This is a genomic window from Nostoc sp. (assembly GCF_036917155.1).
Classification (GTDB): domain Bacteria; phylum Cyanobacteriota; class Cyanobacteriia; order Cyanobacteriales; family Nostocaceae; genus Nostoc.
This window is the reverse complement of the sequence record NZ_JBALDZ010000220.1, coordinates 14367-34235: the sequence shown is the minus strand read 5'-3', so window position 1 is coordinate 34235 and position 19869 is coordinate 14367. Positions and strand designations below refer to the sequence as shown.

Sequence of the window (19869 nt, the reverse complement as noted above, 5' to 3'; positions counted from 1 at the left end):
CAATTACCGCAATACAAGGTTTAGTCAATCAACATACCGAACTTCTCTCTGTGCTTGAGTCTCAAGCCCTGAAATACCAATTAGATAGCTAGGGCGGCTATCTCACTAATTCCTCGTACACGAGCAACGACGCGCAAGGATGCTAACAACGCACCGGAATCGTTGTCTTCTGCATATTCCTGAAATATCTCCGTCAAGTAATTGTCGATTTCTTCCGGGTGCTTACGGAAGTACTCTTCTTCAAATTCATCAAGTGTTCTAAATTTTCTCACGGCTTAGGTACTCCTTCCAGTAAGCTTTTGCGTCTTCAATGTCCTGAATCTGTGTGCTTTTGTCACCTCCACAGAGTACGACAACAATTATCAGAAGCGCTCTTGACCTAGCAATAACAATGCCCTCTCTAACAGGAGGGCTTTCTTGTAGTTGTTAGAGTATTACTCCAACAACTTTAGACTACTTCTCTCTATCTAGCTTCTCTTGGATAGCTTGACGACAAAATTCGGGAGGGTCGTCTTTAGCCTTCACCTCTTCCTTCATTTCCTTAGTAACCCGAAAGCTCAATTGGTCAGTTAATGGCTGATTTCCTTTTGGTTGTGCCGGTTCAAAATTCTGAGGATTACCTTTAGGATTGGGCATTATTGCGAAATATAAATAAGGCTTGATACTAACGAAACCATTAGAATACAGTTTAAAAATGGTGGTGATGCCAGTCTGGAAAACAGTTCACCACCGATACCCACTTTTACAAGAGGTAACTCTATTTTATGTTCACACGTACAGAATTAGAAGTTAAAAGCTTGAGAGCGTTACGCGATTTATGCCTCATACAGTACGGCATCCAAGCAATAGGGAACCCTGCTGATAAGGCATCTTACATTAACGCACTCTTGACCTTCCCTGTTGTCGCCTGCAAGCAAGTATCAGAGAATAAAGGATTGAAGTCTCCTATATTCTCTCAAGTAGAAGCCCTAGAAGCGACACTAGAGGCTATGGGAACACCTACACCGGAGCAGTCAGCCTTGCTTAAGGTGACGATGGAAGGAAGGAAGCTAGAGTACCCAGCACGGTACAGTCAAGAGAAGTTATTTGGACTCTATCGGGTTAAATGGCATCTGGATACAGCACTAGAGATACTGGGAATGCTCTAAACCCTAATTAACCTTGCTAGCTAGTCCCCGGCATCCTAGAAACGGGGATTTTTTGACTAAATTATCAGGCTCCCACAGTTTATCTAGATAATGACTATCCTTGAATATAAGGGAATCAGATCAACGTAAATTGCCAGCAGGTGTAAGATGCTGCAACCAGAACAGATATTACAAGATCGTTATCAAATCCAGCGCCAACTCGGCAACAATGGAATTCGCCAAACTTGGCAAGCATTGGATTTACAAGCCTCTGATGGCGAAAATTCTATCGTTGTGGTCAAACTTTTGGCCTTTGGCGGTACTGTGCAGTGGGATGACTTGAAACTTTTTGAGAGGGAAGCACAAATTCTTAAACAGCTAAATCATCCCCGCATTCCTCGATATATAGATTATTTTTGTATCGACGATCGCACTCTCTGGTTTACCTTAATCCAAGAATATATCCCTGGTGAGTCGCTCAAGGATAAACTTGCTCTTGGTAAAAGGTTTAGTGAAAAGCAAGCGAGAAAAATTGCTGTTGAGGTTTTAAATATTCTCACCTATCTACATGAGTTGAATCCAGGAGTACTGCATAGAGATATTAAACCGAGTAATTTAATCTGGGGCGAAGATAATCGGATTTATTTAGTTGATTTTGGCGCAGTTCAGGATAAAGCGGCAAGAGAGGGCGTTACTTTCACCGTTGTGGGTACTTATGGTTATGCCCCAATGGAACAATTTGGTGGTCGAGCGGTTCCGGCTTCAGACCTCTATGCACTGGGGGCAACTTTGATTCATTTGCTCACTGGAACTTCCCCTTCTGATTTACCACAGCAGGATTTGCGACTGCAATTTACAGACCGAGTTAATCTCAGTCCCAATTTTGTCAATTGGCTACAAAAGTTAATAGAACCTGCTCCCGAACAAAGATTTACTAGTGCTAACCAAGCGATAAATGCTCTTAAATCTGGTTTGACTGTCAAATCTGCAAACAAGAATCAGCTTTTGCCGCTAAAAGAAATAATCAACAATTCTGGATGCGGGATAAATAATCAGAATGAAACAGTCCCAGAGGAAATTCTCGGTTGGAATTGGGGCGCGTTTCTGATGCCTTGGTTGTGGATGTGGCCAAATCAAGTGTGGTATGGCCTATTCTGTTTTGTACCTCAAGTTGGGTATTTAATGGCGATCGCCCTTGGGGCAAAAGGCAATGAATGGGCTTGGAAAAGTAGACGGTGGCGCAGTATTGAGCAATTTAAAGCGCATCAAAGAGGCTGGGCGATCGCTGGGATTCTAATTGGAGCGCCTATTAGTATTATGTTGTGGGTCGGTGCGATCGCTTTGCTGAAATCTGCACTATAAGGCAGTCTTTTGGGTAAATCTCAAGCGAAGGTTTTTTAGGCAGATAAATATAAGGGTTCAACAAATGGTTCAAATTATTCAAGGAAAAGATATCACCCTAGCCCAACTGATTGATGAATTTGGCCTACAACTTGCAGACGACGAAAATTTTTGTTCAGAATGGCGGCATGATTTGCCTGAGTTGAGTGACTTAGAAAAGCAATCTCTCAACGAAGTCAAGGCAGAATATTTGCATCTATCGAAATATCCTATTTTAGAACCTGTAGTCAAAATGGTGGTGCTATCTCCACTATTGCGTCTAGCAGGTTTTTATCAACCGCCTTTCTACATTGCCTCAGAACAAGAGGTAAAAATCTCTTCTGAAAACGAAGGCACAATTATCAGAGGACGTATTGACATCTTGGTGTTGCATCCTCCATTTTGGGTTCTCGTTATTGAGGCAAAACGAGCAGATTATTCGTTAGTGCCAGCAATTTCACAAGCATTGGCTTATATGTTGGCAGATGCAACTTCAGCTAAACCTGTTTTTGGCTTTATCACCAATGGTAATGAATTTAGATTTATCAAACTGCTAAAAACTGAAACTCCACAATATGCTCTATCTGATTTGTTTGCTTTAGATAGTCGTGATGATATATATATTGTCCTGAAAGTGTTAAAGCGCGTAGCTCATTTAATTCGTAATTCGTAATCTTGTACTGGCGTGGCAAGCTTAAAATAGTACATTAGAAGTAGGTTGGGTTACGCAAAGCCTTCACCCAACCTTGTATCTTAGAAATAGTAGTAGACCGTCCCTCTCCGAGTCGGAGAGGGACAGACTTGAACTAAAATTTAAGGCAGGGAGAGGTTCGTCGAACTCACGTTAAGTTGACTACCCCACCAACTCCATTTCTAACTACTAACTTGGGATTCAACTACACCCACGGGACAAGAAACATTTGTCCCTCCTAAACCACAATACCCATTAGGATTTTTAGCCAAGTATTGCTGATGGTAAGCTTCGGCATAATAGAACTCAGGAGCATCTAAGATTTCCGTGGTAATCTTGCCATAACCTGCACCGTTGAGAGCTTCCTGATAAGCTTCCTGCGATGCTTCTGCTAGCTGCTTTTGACTTTCGGAATATACATAAATTCCCGAACGGTATTGAGTGCCAGTATCATTACCTTGACGCATCCCTTGGGTAGGATTGTGGCTTTCCCAAAAGACTTTGAGCAGTTCGGCATAACTAATCACTTTGGGATCAAACACAACCAACACCACTTCATTGTGACCGGTTCGCCCACTACATACCTCTTCATAAGTGGGGTTGGGTGTTAAACCAGCAGCGTAACCGACTGCGGTAGTGTAAACTCCTTGAAGTTGCCAAAATTTGCGTTCTGCACCCCAAAAACAGCCCAAGCCAAAAATTGCCTTCTCTAATCCATCGGGATAAGGAGGTTTCAGGGGATTCTTGTTGACATAATGAGCGGCGGGTACTGACATAGATTGTGCCCTTCCTGACAAAGCTTCGTCAGGTGTGGGCATAACTGCCTTTTTGCCAAATCCGAATAGTGCCATTGATTTTGACTCTGATATATATCTTTACCTTATTTACCATTGTAAAGATTCTCGCGATCGCTTGGGGTCTTCTCAGAGTCATCATTGGACTGTCTCGATAGTTACAGATGCGTCTCAGTGTTTCCTCTTTCACTGGTTAATGCTATTCATCAAAGGGGGACTTGGCATCAGCAGCTACTCATGGATAAAATACCGAAAATTGACCGTCAAAGGGAGCATCAAGCGAATGAACGTACCTTTCTGGCTTGGCTACGCACTTCTATTGCATTGATTGGCTTTGGTTTTGCCATTGCCCGATTTGGTATATTTTTGCGCCAGTTGAATATTGCGATTACTCAACAAGAACCTCCGGTAAATCCCTTATCCAACTCAGAAAATTTGGGTGTTGTTTTGGTAATTTTTGGAATTTCGACTATTGCCTTAGCTGCGTGGCGATACAATCAAGTTTTCTGGCAAATTGAACGAGGTGACTATAGACCAAATAGGTTAATGGTTTGGATAATGACCGGAGTAGTAATTATTTTGGGGTTTCTCAGTCTTCCTTTACTCTTAAAGCGTGATAAAGTCCCTTCTCGTTCTCCTGTTTCGACTCAACCACAGTCGCGTCGATTTGCTCCCAATTCAAAATTCAAAATCGTTCGACTGAACGCTCACGACAACTCCACCACCTAACCCAGTTAGTGCCCCTAAAAATCCGGCAACAAATGAGCCAAACCATACCAATAGAGAGAATTCTAGGATGTTCAAATTGCTTCCCCCGCCACAAACTTTTTTGCTTGAGACTAGAAAGCGAAACTCAACCTGATTGCTGCTTAGTTGATTTCACCCGCAAATATTCTAAAAAGTTTCTTTCATAGAAACAAATATTTTTGTTTTTTAAATTGATAATTAAAAGTGATTAATAAGCCAATACGGTTCAGTTAGCGCCAAAAACCCTTCATCTGCGTAGGTTGGGTGGAGGAACGAAACCCAACATTTTCGCGGGTTTGTTGGGTTTCACTACGTTCCACCCAACCTACGATTATCCTTAACTGAACCGTATTGATTAATAAGCCATAGGATTTTTGGGTAGAGAAATCGGCTATAGCCCTACTTAATCATTCGTGAACAACTAGATCCCCGACTTCTTGAAGAAGTCGGGGATCTGATCTTGAGCTATTCAATTAACAGTAGATTCAGAAATAACCGTTACACAGGCATTCACTAAGGGTAACAGCGGTCCTAATTGCTCTTGTCCATTTACAGCTAAATCACTGTGACACAAATAAACTCTTTCGGATACACGAGACAATAAATCTGTCAAAATCCTTCGCAGTCTTTGTTCTTCTGCCAATTTCTCATCTTCTGCTGTCCAAGGTTCGCCTAATCTGTCTCGCAGAAAAAACGGCGCACCAAATAAAGTTGCTGCACCACCTTTCGCCCATAGAGGTGAACCAGCATCTAGCCAAAAATGCCAACGGTGCGATCGCCTACTAGATCGATATTGAAATATAGTTGCTAGTGTGACAGCCTTTCTCGCTCCACCGATGGGACGCACAGGGTAAGAGTTAGCGGTAATCGTACCACGTCGCAGTAGTTGAATAAATTCAATAATAGTTGTGTAAGGCGTTGTCTCAACTGGGGCAATTTGTCCTAATCTGGTGTCAATTTCCCAGTAGTGTTGGGCGGTTTCTAATAATTCCCGCAGTGCTGCTAGTTGTTCGTAGGGAAGATTGCTACCATTCCATAAAAAACGCTGAATTGCTCTATCTAAGAGAGAAATGGGACTGGGAATTAACCGCAATTCTTGTTGTGATCGCTGCTGTTCTAACCACTGTAATATCTCATTATAGGCTGTAGTCGCTGCATAACCGATTCGATCCCAGCGCTCGAAGGCTGATACTGGTAGCAAGTTGGGGCGATCGGGATGGGGTACAAAGCAGTAATCTGCAATCAAACCAGCACGTACCGGATCAATATTTGTAGAGACGCGATTCATCGCGTCTGTTGTAGATACCCGATTCATCGCGTCTGTTGTAGATACCCGATTCATCGCGTCTGTAGAGTTTTCTGGTAGTTGTTGCTTCCTGCTCAATACAACCAGCATTTCTGCGACAGCATCCCGATCTACGAGGCGTCCCAAGCCGGAATAAACTAGTGCCAGCATGGTGAGTAAGGCGCGAATGACGGGTGAACTAATTAGGGGACGTTGGTCATTGAGCGATTCTACTTGGATATTTTGCTTAACGAGGATTTCTACTAGGGTATAACGAGCGATCGCATCTAAACCTGGTGCAATAATCGCCACTTCTTCTGCTTGCACTTGTTGAGATTGGATGGCATTAGCAATTACCTCGGCTGTTTGCCGCAATAATTGGGCACGGGAGGTGGTTTGAATTGAATGCACTGTTTTTGGTAAACTCAACAGTACCATCGGTTCTGTGACTAATTCCACCATCTGTTTAGTCAGTTGCTCACCAAGGGAATCTGGAGGTGGCCCACTCAATATTTCTACCCGACAACGCTCTGCTAACCCTTCTAGATAGTTGGGATCTGCTCCCAATCCCAATCGCACTGCACCATTGGGATTGTAGCTAAAAGCCCCAACCGCACCTTGATCTAATAGCAAATCAAACAAAAGACGCGCTACGCTAGGATAGTCATCGACATCATCCGCCAGTATCGCCTGATATCGTTTAGTTAGGTGCTGCTGGTAATTGCGATCGCTTAACAAATGCTGACTATACAGTTCAGTAATAATCCCATAAGTTAGTAACCCCCTCTCTAAACACCAATTACGCCAATCTAGCAGCAAAGATGCCAAAAATTCCGGCTCTAAAGTTGTAGTATTTTCCCCCAAACCCCTTGCCAAAATCTGGGCAATATCTTCGCAAGGTACACCACTGTAAGCCGCTAATTGCAATAAGTCTAGGATGCGACGCACCAAACGAGATTCATTCACTCCCGCAATACGTAAAATTTCTTCGTCTAATTGGGGACGCCAGAGTTTGGTGGCTAATTCTTGTTCCGTTTCTGGCCGCAACCGTACCGGAAACTGTGCCTTCAGGTTCAACAAGTTAATTAGCAACGGCCAAAATAAAATAACTTCATGCTGGAAAAAACCTAGTGGTGTCTTAGCACGAATCGGATATTTACCCAATGTAGATGTAACAATTATGTCTCCTAGCTCTCGACGATTATCATCATTGGCAGCTAAGACTAAAACTCCTGGCTCTGTTTGTTTAAGATATAAAAATTCCGGTACATGACCACTTTTTTTAGTCCCTGTTTTTTTAGTATAAAATGATTCAGTATATTGATTTTCCGATTTTACCCAATTACAAAATTGCTCTACTAAGCGAGCCGTCTTACCACTACGGCTAGTGCCAACAATCCAAACCGAATGAGAAACCACAAACTTTCTCCTTGTAGATTTGCTAGTATACCTCGTGCGTTAACTTAAGGTTAATAATCACCAAATAATGCTGGATGATTGTCTGCAATGAAAAACTCTGTTTTTAGTCAAAAAATCTATTCTTTCTTACTTGCTGCTTATCGGCGGTACTTACAAACTCCTGAACGTTCCTTGTATGAGGCTTACGATGCAGCATTAAAGATTCAGGAAATAGAAAATAAGCATTTCAATGGTAATAAAATAGACACTGACTCAGCCATGTACAGTAATAGCGTGATGGATTATTTTGAGTCAGACCTCAACAAGCTATTAAAAATTACCAGAATGCGCCTGACGGAGTTTAAAGCAAGCCGTTGGTTTCTAAATGAAGAGAATCAAAAAGCTGCTCAGAAAGCAGGTATAGAGTATCTAAGTCTTTCTTTAGTTTTGGAAAAACTAAACTTTATCGATCAAGTTATATCCAAATACACAACAACCTCCAAAGCTTTAGTAGTTAGACCTCAAAATCTATCAGCTAACTCTGTGATATCTGACGAAAAATCGCTGCTTGTCAATACTCCAACATTACCCCCAAAAATACCAAATCAAGACTCAGATAATAAAGGAAAAATAAAACGCAAAACTGATACTATAGGCGTTTTACCCCGTTCTATTTTAAGTACTATCAGTCGTCTACAAGTTGAATTAGATCCTAATTCGGAACAAGAAGTAATTCAGAGTTTCCGTCAGACTCAAAAAAGAACAATAATATCTATCAGGTTTATTTTACTATTAATTATCGTACCACTTTTGACGCATCAAATAGCAAAATCTTTTGTAGTCGGCCCAATTCTTGAGCGGTTTAGAAGCTCAGAGCAAATGCAGATATTCCTCAATTCTGAAATGGAAGAGGAAGCCCTTGTAGAATTACAAAGATTTGAAGAAAAGCTCAAGTTTGAAAATCTCATTATCAAAGCTCCTCCACTGTTACCTGAGCAGCTGGAGACTGAAATGAAAAATAAGGCGATAGAGCTTGCTGAAGAATTTCGTCATGAAAGCTCTGGTGCGATCAAAAATGTTTTTGCAGATATGTTCTCGGTGGTTGCTTTTATCTGGCTTTTGCTAGTCAGCAAGTCTTCTATTGCTGTACTCAAAGATTTCTTTGATAATATTGTCTATGGACTTAGTGATAGTGCTAAAGCATTTATTATCATTTTGTTTACTGATATCTTTGTAGGATTCCACTCTCCTCATGGTTGGGAAGTACTGCTAGAAGGTGTATCGCGCCATTGGGGATTACCAGCAAATAGAGATTTTATCTTCTTATTTATTGCCACCTTCCCGGTGATTTTAGATACCATTTTCAAATATTGGATCTTCCGATATTTGAATCGCATCTCGCCTTCCGCAGTTGCCACTTATCGTAATATGAATGAATAGGGAATGGGGCATTGGGCAAGACAGTTCCTCTTTTCCGTTAGCGGTAGCGGGGCGTTTAGCCAGTTCCCAGTCCTGAGTAAAGAAATGAGATTCCCCACTCAGCACTCTTGAGGGGCATGGGGCATTGGGAAAAATTTGGGTGTTGTGAAACAATTCAGTTATTTTTGGTTTTTGATTTTGGAATTTGAGCGAGGTGGGATAATATTAAAAATTTTGAATTTTGATGAAAAAAACACTTGCTTGGTTAGGAAAATTTAACAAAATTATCGCTATCAGCTTACCTGTGTTTTTGTCGATTTTGGTGGTGCGGATGCAATCTTTGACGCATCGAGAACTTATTTCGCCAGAATGTCAGGTGAAAAAGTGGGATATACCAGTTTCTTTAACTGCTGAAAATCAAGATGCATTTTTAAAAGAGCAAAAATCACCATTAATCCAGAGACTACCAATTACTTGTTGTCAAGGTGATGCTTCTTGTTTAGATGAAGTAATTTATGGCAAAATACCAGATAAAAAAGCACTGATAAGCGCGATCGCTCGTAGTCTCCAATACCTGGAAACGGCTAATGCTGCGGCTGCTTATCAAAACTATCCTGTGGCTGGGATTACGCGCGATCGCGTCTTAAAAAGCTTGAAAAGATTTCGCGAACTCTTATTAACAACTAATTCTGCCACAGAATTACATCAAGCCATTGAGCGGGAATTTGTTCTTTACCAGTCAGTCGGTAAAGATAACAAAGGTTCCGTTTTATTCACCGCCTATTATGAACCGCTTTATGCAGTCAGTCGCGTCCCCACAACAGAATATCGCTATCCTGTTTATCGCTTACCTCCTGATTTCAACTCCTGGCCCAAACCTCATCCGACACGCGAAGAATTGGAAGGATCAGATGGTTTGCAAAGTGCAAAAGGTAAGTTGCGAGGATTAGAGTTGTTTTGGTTTAGCGATCGCCTCGAACCATATCTAGCTCAAATTGAAGGTTCGGCGAGACTTCAGCTTCCCGATGGTACTCAAACAACAATCGGCTATGCCGGTAATACCGCTTATAGCTACAAAAGTATTGGGCGAGAATTAGTGAATGATGGCAAATTACCACTAGAAGGTATAACTCTACCAATTATTCTCGACTATTTTCAAAAGCATCCCCAAGAATTAAATATTTATATACCGCGCGATCGCAGCTTTGTTTTTTTTCAAGAAAATCACGGTGAACCAGCCCAAGGCTCTATTAATGTACCATTAACAGCAGAGCGTTCTATTGCTACAGATAAATCTCTCATGCCTCCTGGTGCTTTAGCGTTGATTCGCGCTGCCATTCCCTTCGTTAATCCTACCGGAAAAATGGAGGAGCGCATAATTAGTCGCTATGTTCTTGACCAAGATACTGGAGGCGCAATTAAAGGTGCTGGTAGAGTAGATTATTTTTTAGGTACTGGAAAAATAGCAGGCGATCGCGCTGGTCTTACAGTCAGCAATGGACAATTATTTTATCTATTACTCAAGTCCAAGAACTAAAATTCCCGACTTCTCTAAAAAGTCGGGAATCTTAGCCTTTCGGCGTAAATAAAGCACCCATCCCAAATCAATGAAACACTTGCAGTACAGAAATTAAGAATTACAAATTACGCTTCTAAATCCATATCACCATCGTCATCATCATGATCGTAAGGGATATCATCAAGGTCTATCATTTCGGAAATTTCTTCTACTTCAGTTAGATACTCAGATTCTTGATGTTCACGCTCAATTAGACGACCAGTTGACTTTAGCCATTCCAAAAGAATAAATTCATTACTTGTACGAATTACTGGCGCTCGTTGGTTACGAGGCTCTTCACGCAAAGGACTAGTAGGCATAAAAAAAACTCACTTTGAATTATAGATTACCGTACAAATACATCAAAATTGTACATTCAACAGGTTGCGGCACTCCTTTCCCTGGGTATTGGGAAAAAGTTGTTTAAAATTTGGTAGTGGGTACAAGCCTACACCATAATTTTTTAATTTGATACCCAACAAAGAGTCCCTAATCCCCAATACCCAGTCCCCAGTCCCCTTTACGCAAACACGATTTCACAAAGTATTTGGTAGCTTGGCAATAGTTTCATACATATCAGAGGGTAATGCAGACAGTCTATTCGCTACGGCTACTGCATCAGCTAAGTTACTAAATTGACATCGGACTATATCTTGTCCATTTCCTGAAGGGAATCGCTTTCTAGCTTTGTTAGAGACAGCACAAATAATCGCTAACGCTTTGGCGAACCCATCTTTTGTCAAAATTGTTTCTTGAGCGAACCCTTCAACAGGAATAAGGCAAACCTCAAACCGGTAGCCAGGTCTAGGAGAAACCGCTATGTCGATATATGGTTTATCTTCTTTTCTAATTCGGCGTAAATATTTGGCCGTCGAGTTAGTATCATGCAAATCAGTCCCAAGGGCATAAGTAAAGAAGCAATCTTCTGTCAGGGACTCAGGACGGGTAATTATATCCGTTAGCATAAGCTCAAGTAGTATCCGTATGTTATCTTGTTTTGTGACACACTAGACTTGTCCGTTCTTCTTAGCACATTTTTTTGATAGTTAGAGATTTCAGTGTCACACGGGGTATTGCAATATAGTTCGGCTAACTAAAATTTCAATTTTTGGAATGCTGAAGACTCTTATCTTTAAAGGTCTTAGCTCTGTTAACCTTGAGACTATAACTCATCCCTTGAATATCTCTTAACGCCTGAATAGCAATTACTCCTGCGGCGTCTGTTTATATTTATTTAATGGCAAATCCCTTCTTTGTACCACTTTTTTAGTTGGGAGCCACCAGAATCCTTTATCCATACTCTGAGAAGACCCGTTCTCGGTCGTCATCTTCAACCTCATTCTCATTGGATAGATTAGCAACATCAACTGACATCAAACACCTTCAGAACCAAAGGGTGTAGAGATTTAGATTCGGAGAGGCGTCTATAATAATCAGTTACATGACCGAAAATATTTCTCAACATATCTAATCATAACATAGTTAGCGGTTGAACTTTTTTAACTATTCTGACCGATAGATATTCAGTAAATAATAATTGTAAATTGTACTAAACTATGCTATTGGATAAGTATATTTACTATAACTTTGATTTTTGCTGAGAATAGTTATAACTCCAAGTTCAATATTGATTGCGATCGCATCCATCGCTTAAATAAAACCCCAGAATTGTAAATATAATCCTGGGGCATGATCTTCATATCCTTGCCAAGATATTTAATTACAGCTATTTTCAGGTAAATAGACCACGCGGTAGGGGCACAGCAATGCTGTGCCCTGACGACAGATGTGGTTCAAATACATGAAAACTGCTGTGAGACCAAAAACGCAATTATGGAGCGGCATTAAAAACATTATTCACGTAAGTATTAACAAGACCTCGAGACAGATTTTTAATGCTAGCGGGAAGAGGAGCATATCCACGAGCTATAGCTATAGCATTCGGGTCGATTGTCACATCTGTTCCTGGTGCTGGAACCGGTGGCACTCCTAAAGCCCAGTTGATGAATCCTTTAATCTGATTTGCTACGTTAACGTTTGCGTATTTGTCATAAAATAGCAGGTAAGTTGCCGTAACAATCGGATAAGCATTTGCCGCTGCTGGATCGGTGACAACGAGTTTAATCCGCCGAGCATTTGGATCTTGGTCAGTCGCACCAACAAAAGCATTTGAAATTGTAGTTGGTGAGATGGCATTGTAAGTACCTGCCTTGTTTTTTAAGACAGCAGCTTGCAAACTATTTGCTAACCGTGTCGCACTATCCACATAACCAATTGCACCAGCAGTAGTTTTGATTTTAGTGGCTACACCTCCACCTCCTGAAGCAAACTGGAAACTAGCTGGCCAAACAACTGTATCGGCTGGTAGTGGATTGGGTATACCACCAGCAGGTTGAGCAATACTTTTTTTACCAACTCCTCTGTTCCATGTAGCACCAAACGCTGCCTTGAGATGAGCGCTTAAAGCAAAAGTGGTACCACTATCGTCACTACGACGCACTACAACAATGGGCTTATTGGCTGAAATTGCTACGCCACCGTTATCTGCTTTAATTTGGGGAGCATTCCAATTTGTGATCGTGCCGTTAAGAATACCCAGGTAAGTAGGTCGTGAAAGCTTAATTCCACCTGCTGGTATAGTTAGACCAGCGGGGTTGTAAGCTAATGCGATTCCGACGCTAATCACAGGCACTTGAATGTATGGAACAGGGTTTTGGGGTGTGCCTGCGGGGGTGGGAACATCGTTAGGACTGCCAACCACTCTTTCTGTTCCTAATACGGGATCGTCAGTAGCAGCAAAAGAGACTGGACCTAAGATAGTTGCAGTATTAGGTGGTACTGGTGGCACAGTTTGATTGAAAAAAGCTGTTAGACCTGCACCACTACCAACGGAAGCATATCTAAATGTGGATAACGTAGTGATTGGGCCATAGCTTCCGTTTGGAAATCCGGCTAGGGCTGGGGGTACATTGTTATTGAGGGATGGAGGATTTCCAACACCGTAAGCGTTAAACCATGAGTCTTTCGGCGCAAGAGGATAGGAAGTTCCTGTACCTATAAGCAAGGTAGTTATAGAGCTTGCACCTGCACCATTTATGGAGGTTACTCCAGCTGGAGGAGGAGTGGTAGAGGTCTGAGCTAGAGATTTCTGAGTAGTAGATTGACCTACTACTAAACCAGTTGCTAGGGCTAGTACAGTAATTGAACTTGCCAATTTATTTAATTGGCGATCGCAATAAAAAGTCATGTCAAGCTCCTTGAAATTAATTTCTGGTTCAACACCCCATCAAAGCCAAATCAAGTGTCAAACTGACGATGAAAAATAACCTTTTATAAGCACAATAAACTTGTGCCTTAAAAGGGCCATTAATAAATCAAAAGTTTGCACAAAACTCTGAGGAATGTAGAGCAAATTAGAGGCAAATCCTTCAATTTTTAGAGGGAATTAAGCTATTGCTTATAAACCCAAAAGCATAATCATTTGCTAGCTAATAACTCTACATTTTTGATTTGATGTAAGTTTGCATAAATAAACAATAATAGCTGTTAAATTATGCCAACAAAATCAACACTATAGTCTGAAGGTAAAGCTCAAATCATGATTACATTATGGAATGATTAAAAAATAAATATATTTATTTCTGGAATTTAGAAGCACTTTAAAAATGGTTTTAATTGCGTTCTTTATTACTCTCGCCAGAGTAAAATCTGCAACTTTTATATATATTATGATTTTGCTCATTGAGATTTTTCTAGAGGTTTTAATCAGCATTTAATATAATTTACTAAATAACCCAATTTGTTTGACAAAAAGCACACTATATGGATTTTGGTAAATCCATATTTAATTGTTATTTCTGCCAAAGTAGTGGAAAATCCACAGTTTTTTGTGTTTTTCACGATATCAAAAAAAATAAATAGTGGTTTATGCTACGTCGTAACGAAATCATTAAAACAAGTCGCAAGTCGCAAGTCGCAAGTAAGTTTTGTGACGGGGATTTAGACCCCGACCCAAAACTTACCGGTTATTGAACCGGGGGACTTAAACCCACGGTACTTTGTTAATCGTGCCATTCACGTTATTGACTTAGTGCTAGTAAAGATTTTGTGATGTAGATAGAAAAAGGCTTTCTGAGTCCTTTTCAAATATTGGCTATACCAAGATTTTAGGCATCTTCTCACTAATGCCTAATTCAACGTACTAATTTTTAGTGTGTAAGTTGAGAAGTTATATCAACTTTTAGATAAGAATGCGCTCAATAAGTAAGTCGGTGCTAATATTTCCAGCTATGTTAAGGAATTTTAATGTCGGGTGTGTTGTCGCCAAGCGCCGCACCGTCAACAATCTCAGATGCGTTGCTATAAGGCATAACACACCCGACAGCTAATTTATATTTATAAAGGAAACCTTTGAGATGAGACTACGCTAGCTCACTGCTGCGCGTCTACGCTAAACCACAGGATATTTATACTACTTCGCTCAGATACCCGTGAGGTAATAAAAGTCAAGCCTTTGAAGTTGGTTTATCAAGGCTATCTGTATGAGAATATTCTCAAAGCCAAGCAGGATTCTAGGAGTTCAACCTTGAGGTTTACAATCTAGCTTCTCAATTCAGATTTAGTTTTAGATAAATCTTAATATTATGTTAACTTAACTTCATAATACTGATGTAAAATATAGGACTTTACTACAAGTTAGTAATTTGATTAACAATCATGTTAAAGCATGTTAAATTGTAGTAGCTGTAAAATTTTGAAAAAAAGAGCAATTATAGTACACCATAGGAAAATTAGCAAATGTTTAGACAAAGTTCTCACGAGAGAAACTTTTTCAAAGCTTTAACTGGTAGTGCGGCGAAAGAATCTCACAAGTTAAGACTGGCATTTAAACCCTGTCTGACTATTCTGGTTGAATCTGTACCTTTTTTGATTGCTTGTGCTGTATTCGTTAGCGTTATCAGCCTAAAAAGTCCTATTCTGCTCTTTTGCTTACTCGTTGGTAGTTTAATTGCAGTCATTACCCAGCAAATTGGGCAGCAAGTGAATTTACCAAGGCGATCGCTAATATTATTACAAATTTTAGCAGCAGCGATCGTTCTGAGTTTATATTGGTTAGACTGTTTTGCAGCCCCCGCACAAGCACAGTTTTTTGGGGAAGCTGAAAAGTTTTTCAAAAAAACCTTACAAGATGGTTCAACAACCAATGCTGGTGGCAGCGACACAGCCGTAAGTTTGATATTTAATGTATTGCGGGCAATTTACTTACTCTATATTGCAATCTCGCTAGTTGGTGTGATCAACGCAGTGCGTAAAGATGAAGATTGGCAAAGCATCGCCAGAACTCCCCTATTAGTGGTTGTTGCTGTTACCATTGCTGATGTACTCACACGCTTTGTAATTGGCGATAGCAGTAAATAATTCAGATATTTCAAATGTCTCAAGAGCGGGAACAAGAATTTCGTCCAGTCAATCAGGTTCTGGGAAGCCAGCCTTCATTAGGGCCAATTCCTGCCGATCAAATTCTTCCTTGGACAGTCATTGCCCTAGCATCCTATTTTATAATCAATGGGATTTTTGGGGGTCTTTTCCAAGAAGAGTTTCAAAAATGGTTGTGGACAGTGCTAATTGCTGGTTGGGGAATAGGAACCTGGTGGATTTTAACTGGTGGTAGGAGTTGGAGTTTTTTAAGTAAATTTATCGGCGTTCCCGCTTGGACAAGAGGCTTTGCTCGTTATCAAAGCTTACTGGAAGTTAACCATGAAGCAAAAAATCGGAAAACAAAGCGTCAGCGTCGCCGGAAATGAAAGTAGATTAACACCATTTGAAGATGCTTTGCACTTGGCGACAATGCTGCGTGTCGCAATCAATGGACGTGATATTGGCGCTTATCTTTTGACAAAAGGCACTCAAAAAGATCGGTTCTGTTTTGTTTTTGGTTTTGATTGTAAGGGAATCCATACGACCTTAAGACCTGAACAAATTGATACACTTTTTAATAACATTGAAGCTGGATTAAAAGACATTCCTAGCGGTGAAAGGATGACGCTGCACTTGGGTTCTTTTAGTTCAGACAAAGAGCGGCAAAAAGAATTAGCAACATTAATTAGAAATTCGCCATCACGAGATATCAAATATTTATTGATGGCGGAGAGAGCTAGAGTTAAAGAACTAACTATTTCTGGGATTCGTAAACCCAAATTTTTGCGGATTTATGTCACTTACACCATTGAATCTAACTCGCAACATGCAGATGATTGGATCGAAAAGCTTTTAGTCAAAGCTGAATCGTGGTGGTTGAAATTCAAAGGGGATCTCTCAGAAATAGAAAATCAACGCATTGAAACCCTAATCACGAATGCTTACAACCAGGGTTTTCTCCGCTGGGAACAGATATTATCTAACAAAATGGGATTAGATGTTAAGCCTTTGACTGCTGATGAACTCTGGGGAGACATCTGGAAAAGGTTTAATGATACGCAACCAATAGATATTCCCCAGTTAATGACTTTAGATGAACAAGGACTGCACGAACAAGTTAATTCTGATTTAGCGAGTACTAAATTACTTCTAGACAATATCCACGGCACAACTTTGCTGATGGAATCTAGTGTACCTTGTGCCGATCGCCGCTGGGTTAATGTTAACAATCGTTATATTGGCGCACTATCATTTCTCGAAAAACCCGGTGGTTGGCCCAATAAATCTGCCCAACTACGCTATTTATGGGAACTATTGGCCAGAGAAACAGTAGTAGATACAGAAATATTTTGTGAGTTGACTGCTGCAAATCCAGCATTGGTAAAAACGACTCTGCAACGAGTGCTGAAGCAGTCAAATATGACAACAATTATGGCTCAAGAAAAAAGTAAAACTATTGATGTCAATGCTCAATTAAAGTTGAAGAAATCGGTAGCAGCGCAAGAACAATTATTTGAAGGTGCAGTCCCGATTTATACGAGTATCGCCATTTTAGTACATCGTCCAACTGTAGAAAAATTAGATGAGGCGACAAGATATATTGAAAACTGTTTTCAACGTCCAGCGAGGGTAATTAGGGAAACTGAGTATGCTTGGAAAATTTGGCTGCAAACTCTACCAATAGTTTGGGAAGGTTTGTTAGCAACACCCTTCAACCGTCGCCAGCTATATTTAACCAGTGAAGTTCCCGGATTAATGCCTTTGGTTTTAACTAAAAAAGGTGACAGACAAGGTTTTGAGTTGATTGCTGAAGAAGGTGGAACACCCATACATTTAGATTTATTTAATCAACACAAAAATTTAGCTTTGTTTGCGACAACTCGTGCTGGTAAATCGGTATTGGTGTCAGGGATTTTAACTCAAGCTTTGGCACATGGGATTCCGGTTGTGGCCTTAGATTTCCCGAAACCTGATGGGACATCTACTTTCACTGACTACACAGAGTTTATGGAGGGAAATGGGGCCTATTTTGATATTTCCAAACAATCGAATAACTTATTTGAACAGCCAGATTTACGATCGCTAGAAGCAGAACAACAGCGTGATCGCTTTAACGATTATACCGCCTTCCTAGAATCAGCGTTAATGACAATGGTTTTAGGATCGTCCACTGAAAGTCAAATTTTATCGCAAACCGTGCGATCGCTACTCAACCTCGCTTTAGAAGCCTTCTTTAGAGATGAGGGCATCAAAGAGCGATATAAACAAGCGATGGCGGCGGGATTTGGCACTAATGCTTGGCAGAAAACCCCCACTTTAAAAGATTTTCTCTTTTTCTGCTCACCTGAACACTTGCAGCTAAGTTCTTTAACTGGCAGAGTAGAAGACGCCCTCAGTCAAATTCAGTTGCGCTTACGGTTTTGGCTTTCTAGTCGTGTCGGACAAGCCATTTCTGCACCATCTAGCTTTCCTACCGATGCACAACTGTTAGTTTTTGCGCTCAGAAACCTATCAGATAGTGAAGATGCAGCCGTACTATCCTTGAGTGCCTATTCAGCCGCACTACGACGCGCATTAAGTAGTCCAGCTTCCATATTCTTTATCGACGAAGCACCAATTCTCTTTGAATTTGAGCAAATTTCTGACTTAGTTGGCAGAATTTGTGCGAACGGTGCTAAAGCCGGTATCAGAGTCATTTTATCAGGACAAGATCCTGACACCATTGCCAAATCTAAAGCTGCATCTAAAATTTTGCAAAACTTGACAACAAGATTAATTGGACGTATTCAGCCAGTAGCAGTAGATAGTTTTGCAGACATCTTGAAATATCCCCGCCAAGTTATTTCTCGTAATGCTTCAGAAAGCTTTTTTCCCCGCAAAGAAGGCGTTTATAGCCAATGGCTATTAGATGATAACGGTAGTTATACATTCTGCCGTTACTATCCAGGTTACGAACAATTAGCAGCAGTTGCTAATAACCCTTATGAACAAACTGCACGTAGCCAAATGATGCAACTTCACAGCGATAAATATGAGGCAATTTCGGCGTTTGCACGTCAGTTAGTGGCGACTCTGCGTAGTAGTTAATCGGGTTCTGCAAGCACTTAACAATGTCGTCTACCTTTTTCAGGCACAGATGTATGCAAAAAACTACCATTTTTACTTTTACCTTGCTATCCCTGGCAATACTACCAGCAATAGCACAAATTCAGACGGGCGCATTAGGGCAGGTTTGGACTGATTTTCAATCATATTCCACAGATTTACAAAATTATCTCCAATACAATCTGAGCGACAATTTAAAACCTGTAGAAGTACAAAGTCAAAATGCTCTGAGTAATTCCAAAGGAGATTTAAATATACCTAACCCCGTCGCCGCAGGACAAAAGGTTCGTGATGATTTGATTCTCTACTCTTCTAGTTCTGACTCTCGTTCAGGTCGCTTTGAGAATAATTCAGCAGTGCGGGGAAATTTAGTTAGTAATGAACTAAACCGTGTAATTACCCGTGGAGTAGCGGTAGGTGTTCTCGGTCAAAATGGACAAATTCGGGCAAAAGCGAAGTTAGAAAATACAGAGAAAAGTCTACAAGATATTGCAGGATTTGCTCAGACAGCCGACCAAAAGAGCCAAAGTTTACTCAGTTTACTTCCTTCTAGCATTGATTATAGTGCAATCGCTAAAACAGACCCAGGTTCTGCGGTTTTAGCGCAATTGCTAGGCGCTAATCAAGAACAAACCCTTAAAATTCAACAGGAACAAGTAAAAATTGTAGCTGAAACATTTGCTCAAACATTACAAAATAATCAGTCTTTGCAATATTCAAACTTAAATTTGGCAAACATTTCTCAGCAGGCGGAAGAGGCAAATCGCGCTCGGAGAGTAGAAACATCTACAGAGGCAGCACGACTTTTAAGAGCAACTTCTCAACTAGATTTGTTTGGCAGAAAAGCTAACAAGTAGGATTTTAAAATAAAAAAATCTAATTTTTTAGACAACTTTTAAAATCCTTAAACTTCTGACAACCCAACAGTAAACCTAAAAAAATTAGTA

General features: G+C 40.6%; 17 protein-coding genes and 1 pseudogene. 10 read left to right on the top strand and 8 right to left on the bottom strand.

Features of this window, described 5'->3' with window-relative positions:
* Positions 1 to 80 precede the first annotated feature (80 nt).
* The gene (locus V7K67_RS29310) at positions 81 to 272 is read right to left on the bottom strand and encodes a helix-turn-helix domain-containing transcriptional regulator (protein ID WP_335169522.1); all 192 of its coding nucleotides are present in this window, start codon (positions 270 to 272) and stop codon (positions 81 to 83) included.
* A gap of 181 nt (positions 273 to 453) precedes the next feature.
* Positions 454 to 636, bottom strand: a complete 183-nt coding sequence (locus V7K67_RS29305; protein ID WP_334729114.1) for a hypothetical protein — start codon at positions 634 to 636, stop codon at positions 454 to 456.
* A gap of 128 nt (positions 637 to 764) precedes the next feature.
* On the opposite strand from V7K67_RS29305, the gene V7K67_RS29300 reads away from it, so the two are divergent.
* From V7K67_RS29300 to V7K67_RS29290, 3 genes are all read left to right on the top strand, one after another.
* Positions 765 to 1148: a hypothetical protein gene (locus tag V7K67_RS29300; protein ID WP_292873156.1), complete on the top strand. Its 384-nt coding sequence runs from the start codon at positions 765 to 767 to the stop codon at positions 1146 to 1148.
* A 147-nt stretch (positions 1149 to 1295) separates the two neighbouring features.
* Positions 1296 to 2489 (top strand): serine/threonine protein kinase, encoded by a 1194-nt coding sequence (locus V7K67_RS29295; protein WP_335169519.1) that lies wholly within the window; start codon positions 1296 to 1298, stop codon positions 2487 to 2489.
* Between the two features lie 64 nt (positions 2490 to 2553).
* Positions 2554 to 3180 carry a type I restriction enzyme HsdR N-terminal domain-containing protein gene (locus V7K67_RS29290; protein WP_334729116.1) on the top strand — a complete coding sequence of 209 codons (627 nt, stop codon included), beginning with the start codon at positions 2554 to 2556 and terminating at the stop codon, positions 3178 to 3180.
* Between the two features lie 200 nt (positions 3181 to 3380).
* On the opposite strand, the gene msrA is transcribed toward V7K67_RS29290, so the two are convergent.
* Entirely contained in the window at positions 3381 to 4049 is a 669-nt protein-coding gene (gene msrA, locus V7K67_RS29285; protein ID WP_334705869.1) for a peptide-methionine (S)-S-oxide reductase MsrA, read from the bottom strand.
* Positions 4050 to 4229: 180 nt separating this feature from the next.
* Here msrA and V7K67_RS29280 point away from each other — a divergent pair, with 180 nt between their 5' ends.
* Positions 4230 to 4721: a YidH family protein gene (locus tag V7K67_RS29280; protein ID WP_335169524.1), complete on the top strand. Its 492-nt coding sequence runs from the start codon at positions 4230 to 4232 to the stop codon at positions 4719 to 4721.
* Here V7K67_RS29280 and V7K67_RS29275 read toward each other — a convergent pair.
* Positions 4701 to 4796, bottom strand: a pseudogene (locus V7K67_RS29275) (sulfite exporter TauE/SafE family protein); the annotation flags it as partial. The gene V7K67_RS29280 and the pseudogene V7K67_RS29275 overlap by 21 nt on opposite strands.
* 412 nt (positions 4797 to 5208) lie before the next feature.
* Positions 5209 to 7443 carry a recombinase family protein gene (locus tag V7K67_RS29270; protein ID WP_335169517.1) on the bottom strand — a complete coding sequence of 745 codons (2235 nt, stop codon included), beginning with the start codon at positions 7441 to 7443 and terminating at the stop codon, positions 5209 to 5211.
* Between the two features lie 87 nt (positions 7444 to 7530).
* Between V7K67_RS29270 and V7K67_RS29265 the strand changes: the two genes are divergently transcribed.
* Entirely contained in the window at positions 7531 to 8862 is a 1332-nt protein-coding gene (locus V7K67_RS29265) for a proton extrusion protein PcxA (RefSeq protein ID WP_442943958.1), read from the top strand.
* A 223-nt stretch (positions 8863 to 9085) separates the two neighbouring features.
* Entirely contained in the window at positions 9086 to 10378 is a 1293-nt protein-coding gene (mltA, locus tag V7K67_RS29260; RefSeq protein WP_335169515.1) for a murein transglycosylase A, read from the top strand.
* A 107-nt stretch (positions 10379 to 10485) separates the two neighbouring features.
* Here the strand turns inward: mltA and V7K67_RS29255 are convergent, their stop codons facing one another.
* The 3 genes from V7K67_RS29255 to V7K67_RS29245 form a co-directional block, all read right to left on the bottom strand.
* Entirely contained in the window at positions 10486 to 10719 is a 234-nt protein-coding gene (locus tag V7K67_RS29255) for a DUF3134 domain-containing protein (protein WP_179063738.1), read from the bottom strand.
* A gap of 216 nt (positions 10720 to 10935) precedes the next feature.
* The gene (locus tag V7K67_RS29250) at positions 10936 to 11364 is read right to left on the bottom strand and encodes a hypothetical protein (RefSeq protein ID WP_334729124.1); all 429 of its coding nucleotides are present in this window, start codon (positions 11362 to 11364) and stop codon (positions 10936 to 10938) included.
* A gap of 866 nt (positions 11365 to 12230) precedes the next feature.
* The gene (locus tag V7K67_RS29245) at positions 12231 to 13646 is read right to left on the bottom strand and encodes a substrate-binding domain-containing protein (protein ID WP_334729125.1); all 1416 of its coding nucleotides are present in this window, start codon (positions 13644 to 13646) and stop codon (positions 12231 to 12233) included.
* Between the two features lie 1550 nt (positions 13647 to 15196).
* Between V7K67_RS29245 and V7K67_RS29240 the strand changes: the two genes are divergently transcribed.
* Genes V7K67_RS29240 through V7K67_RS29225 form a run of 4 tightly spaced genes read left to right on the top strand, consistent with a single transcriptional unit; the run spans position 15197 to position 19779 of the window.
* Positions 15197 to 15817, top strand: coding sequence for a hypothetical protein (locus V7K67_RS29240; protein ID WP_334729126.1), 621 nt, complete (start codon positions 15197 to 15199; stop codon positions 15815 to 15817).
* Positions 15818 to 15831: 14 nt separating this feature from the next.
* On the top strand, positions 15832 to 16203 hold the full coding sequence (locus tag V7K67_RS29235) for a hypothetical protein (protein WP_179063732.1): 372 nt from the start codon (positions 15832 to 15834) through the stop codon (positions 16201 to 16203).
* On the top strand, positions 16157 to 18904 hold the full coding sequence (locus V7K67_RS29230; RefSeq protein WP_334708959.1) for a hypothetical protein: 2748 nt from the start codon (positions 16157 to 16159) through the stop codon (positions 18902 to 18904). The genes V7K67_RS29235 and V7K67_RS29230 overlap by 47 nt, the downstream gene beginning before the upstream one ends.
* A 53-nt stretch (positions 18905 to 18957) precedes the next feature.
* On the top strand, positions 18958 to 19779 hold the full coding sequence (locus V7K67_RS29225) for a hypothetical protein (RefSeq protein ID WP_334729128.1): 822 nt from the start codon (positions 18958 to 18960) through the stop codon (positions 19777 to 19779).
* The last annotated feature ends 90 nt before the right edge of the window (positions 19780 to 19869 follow it).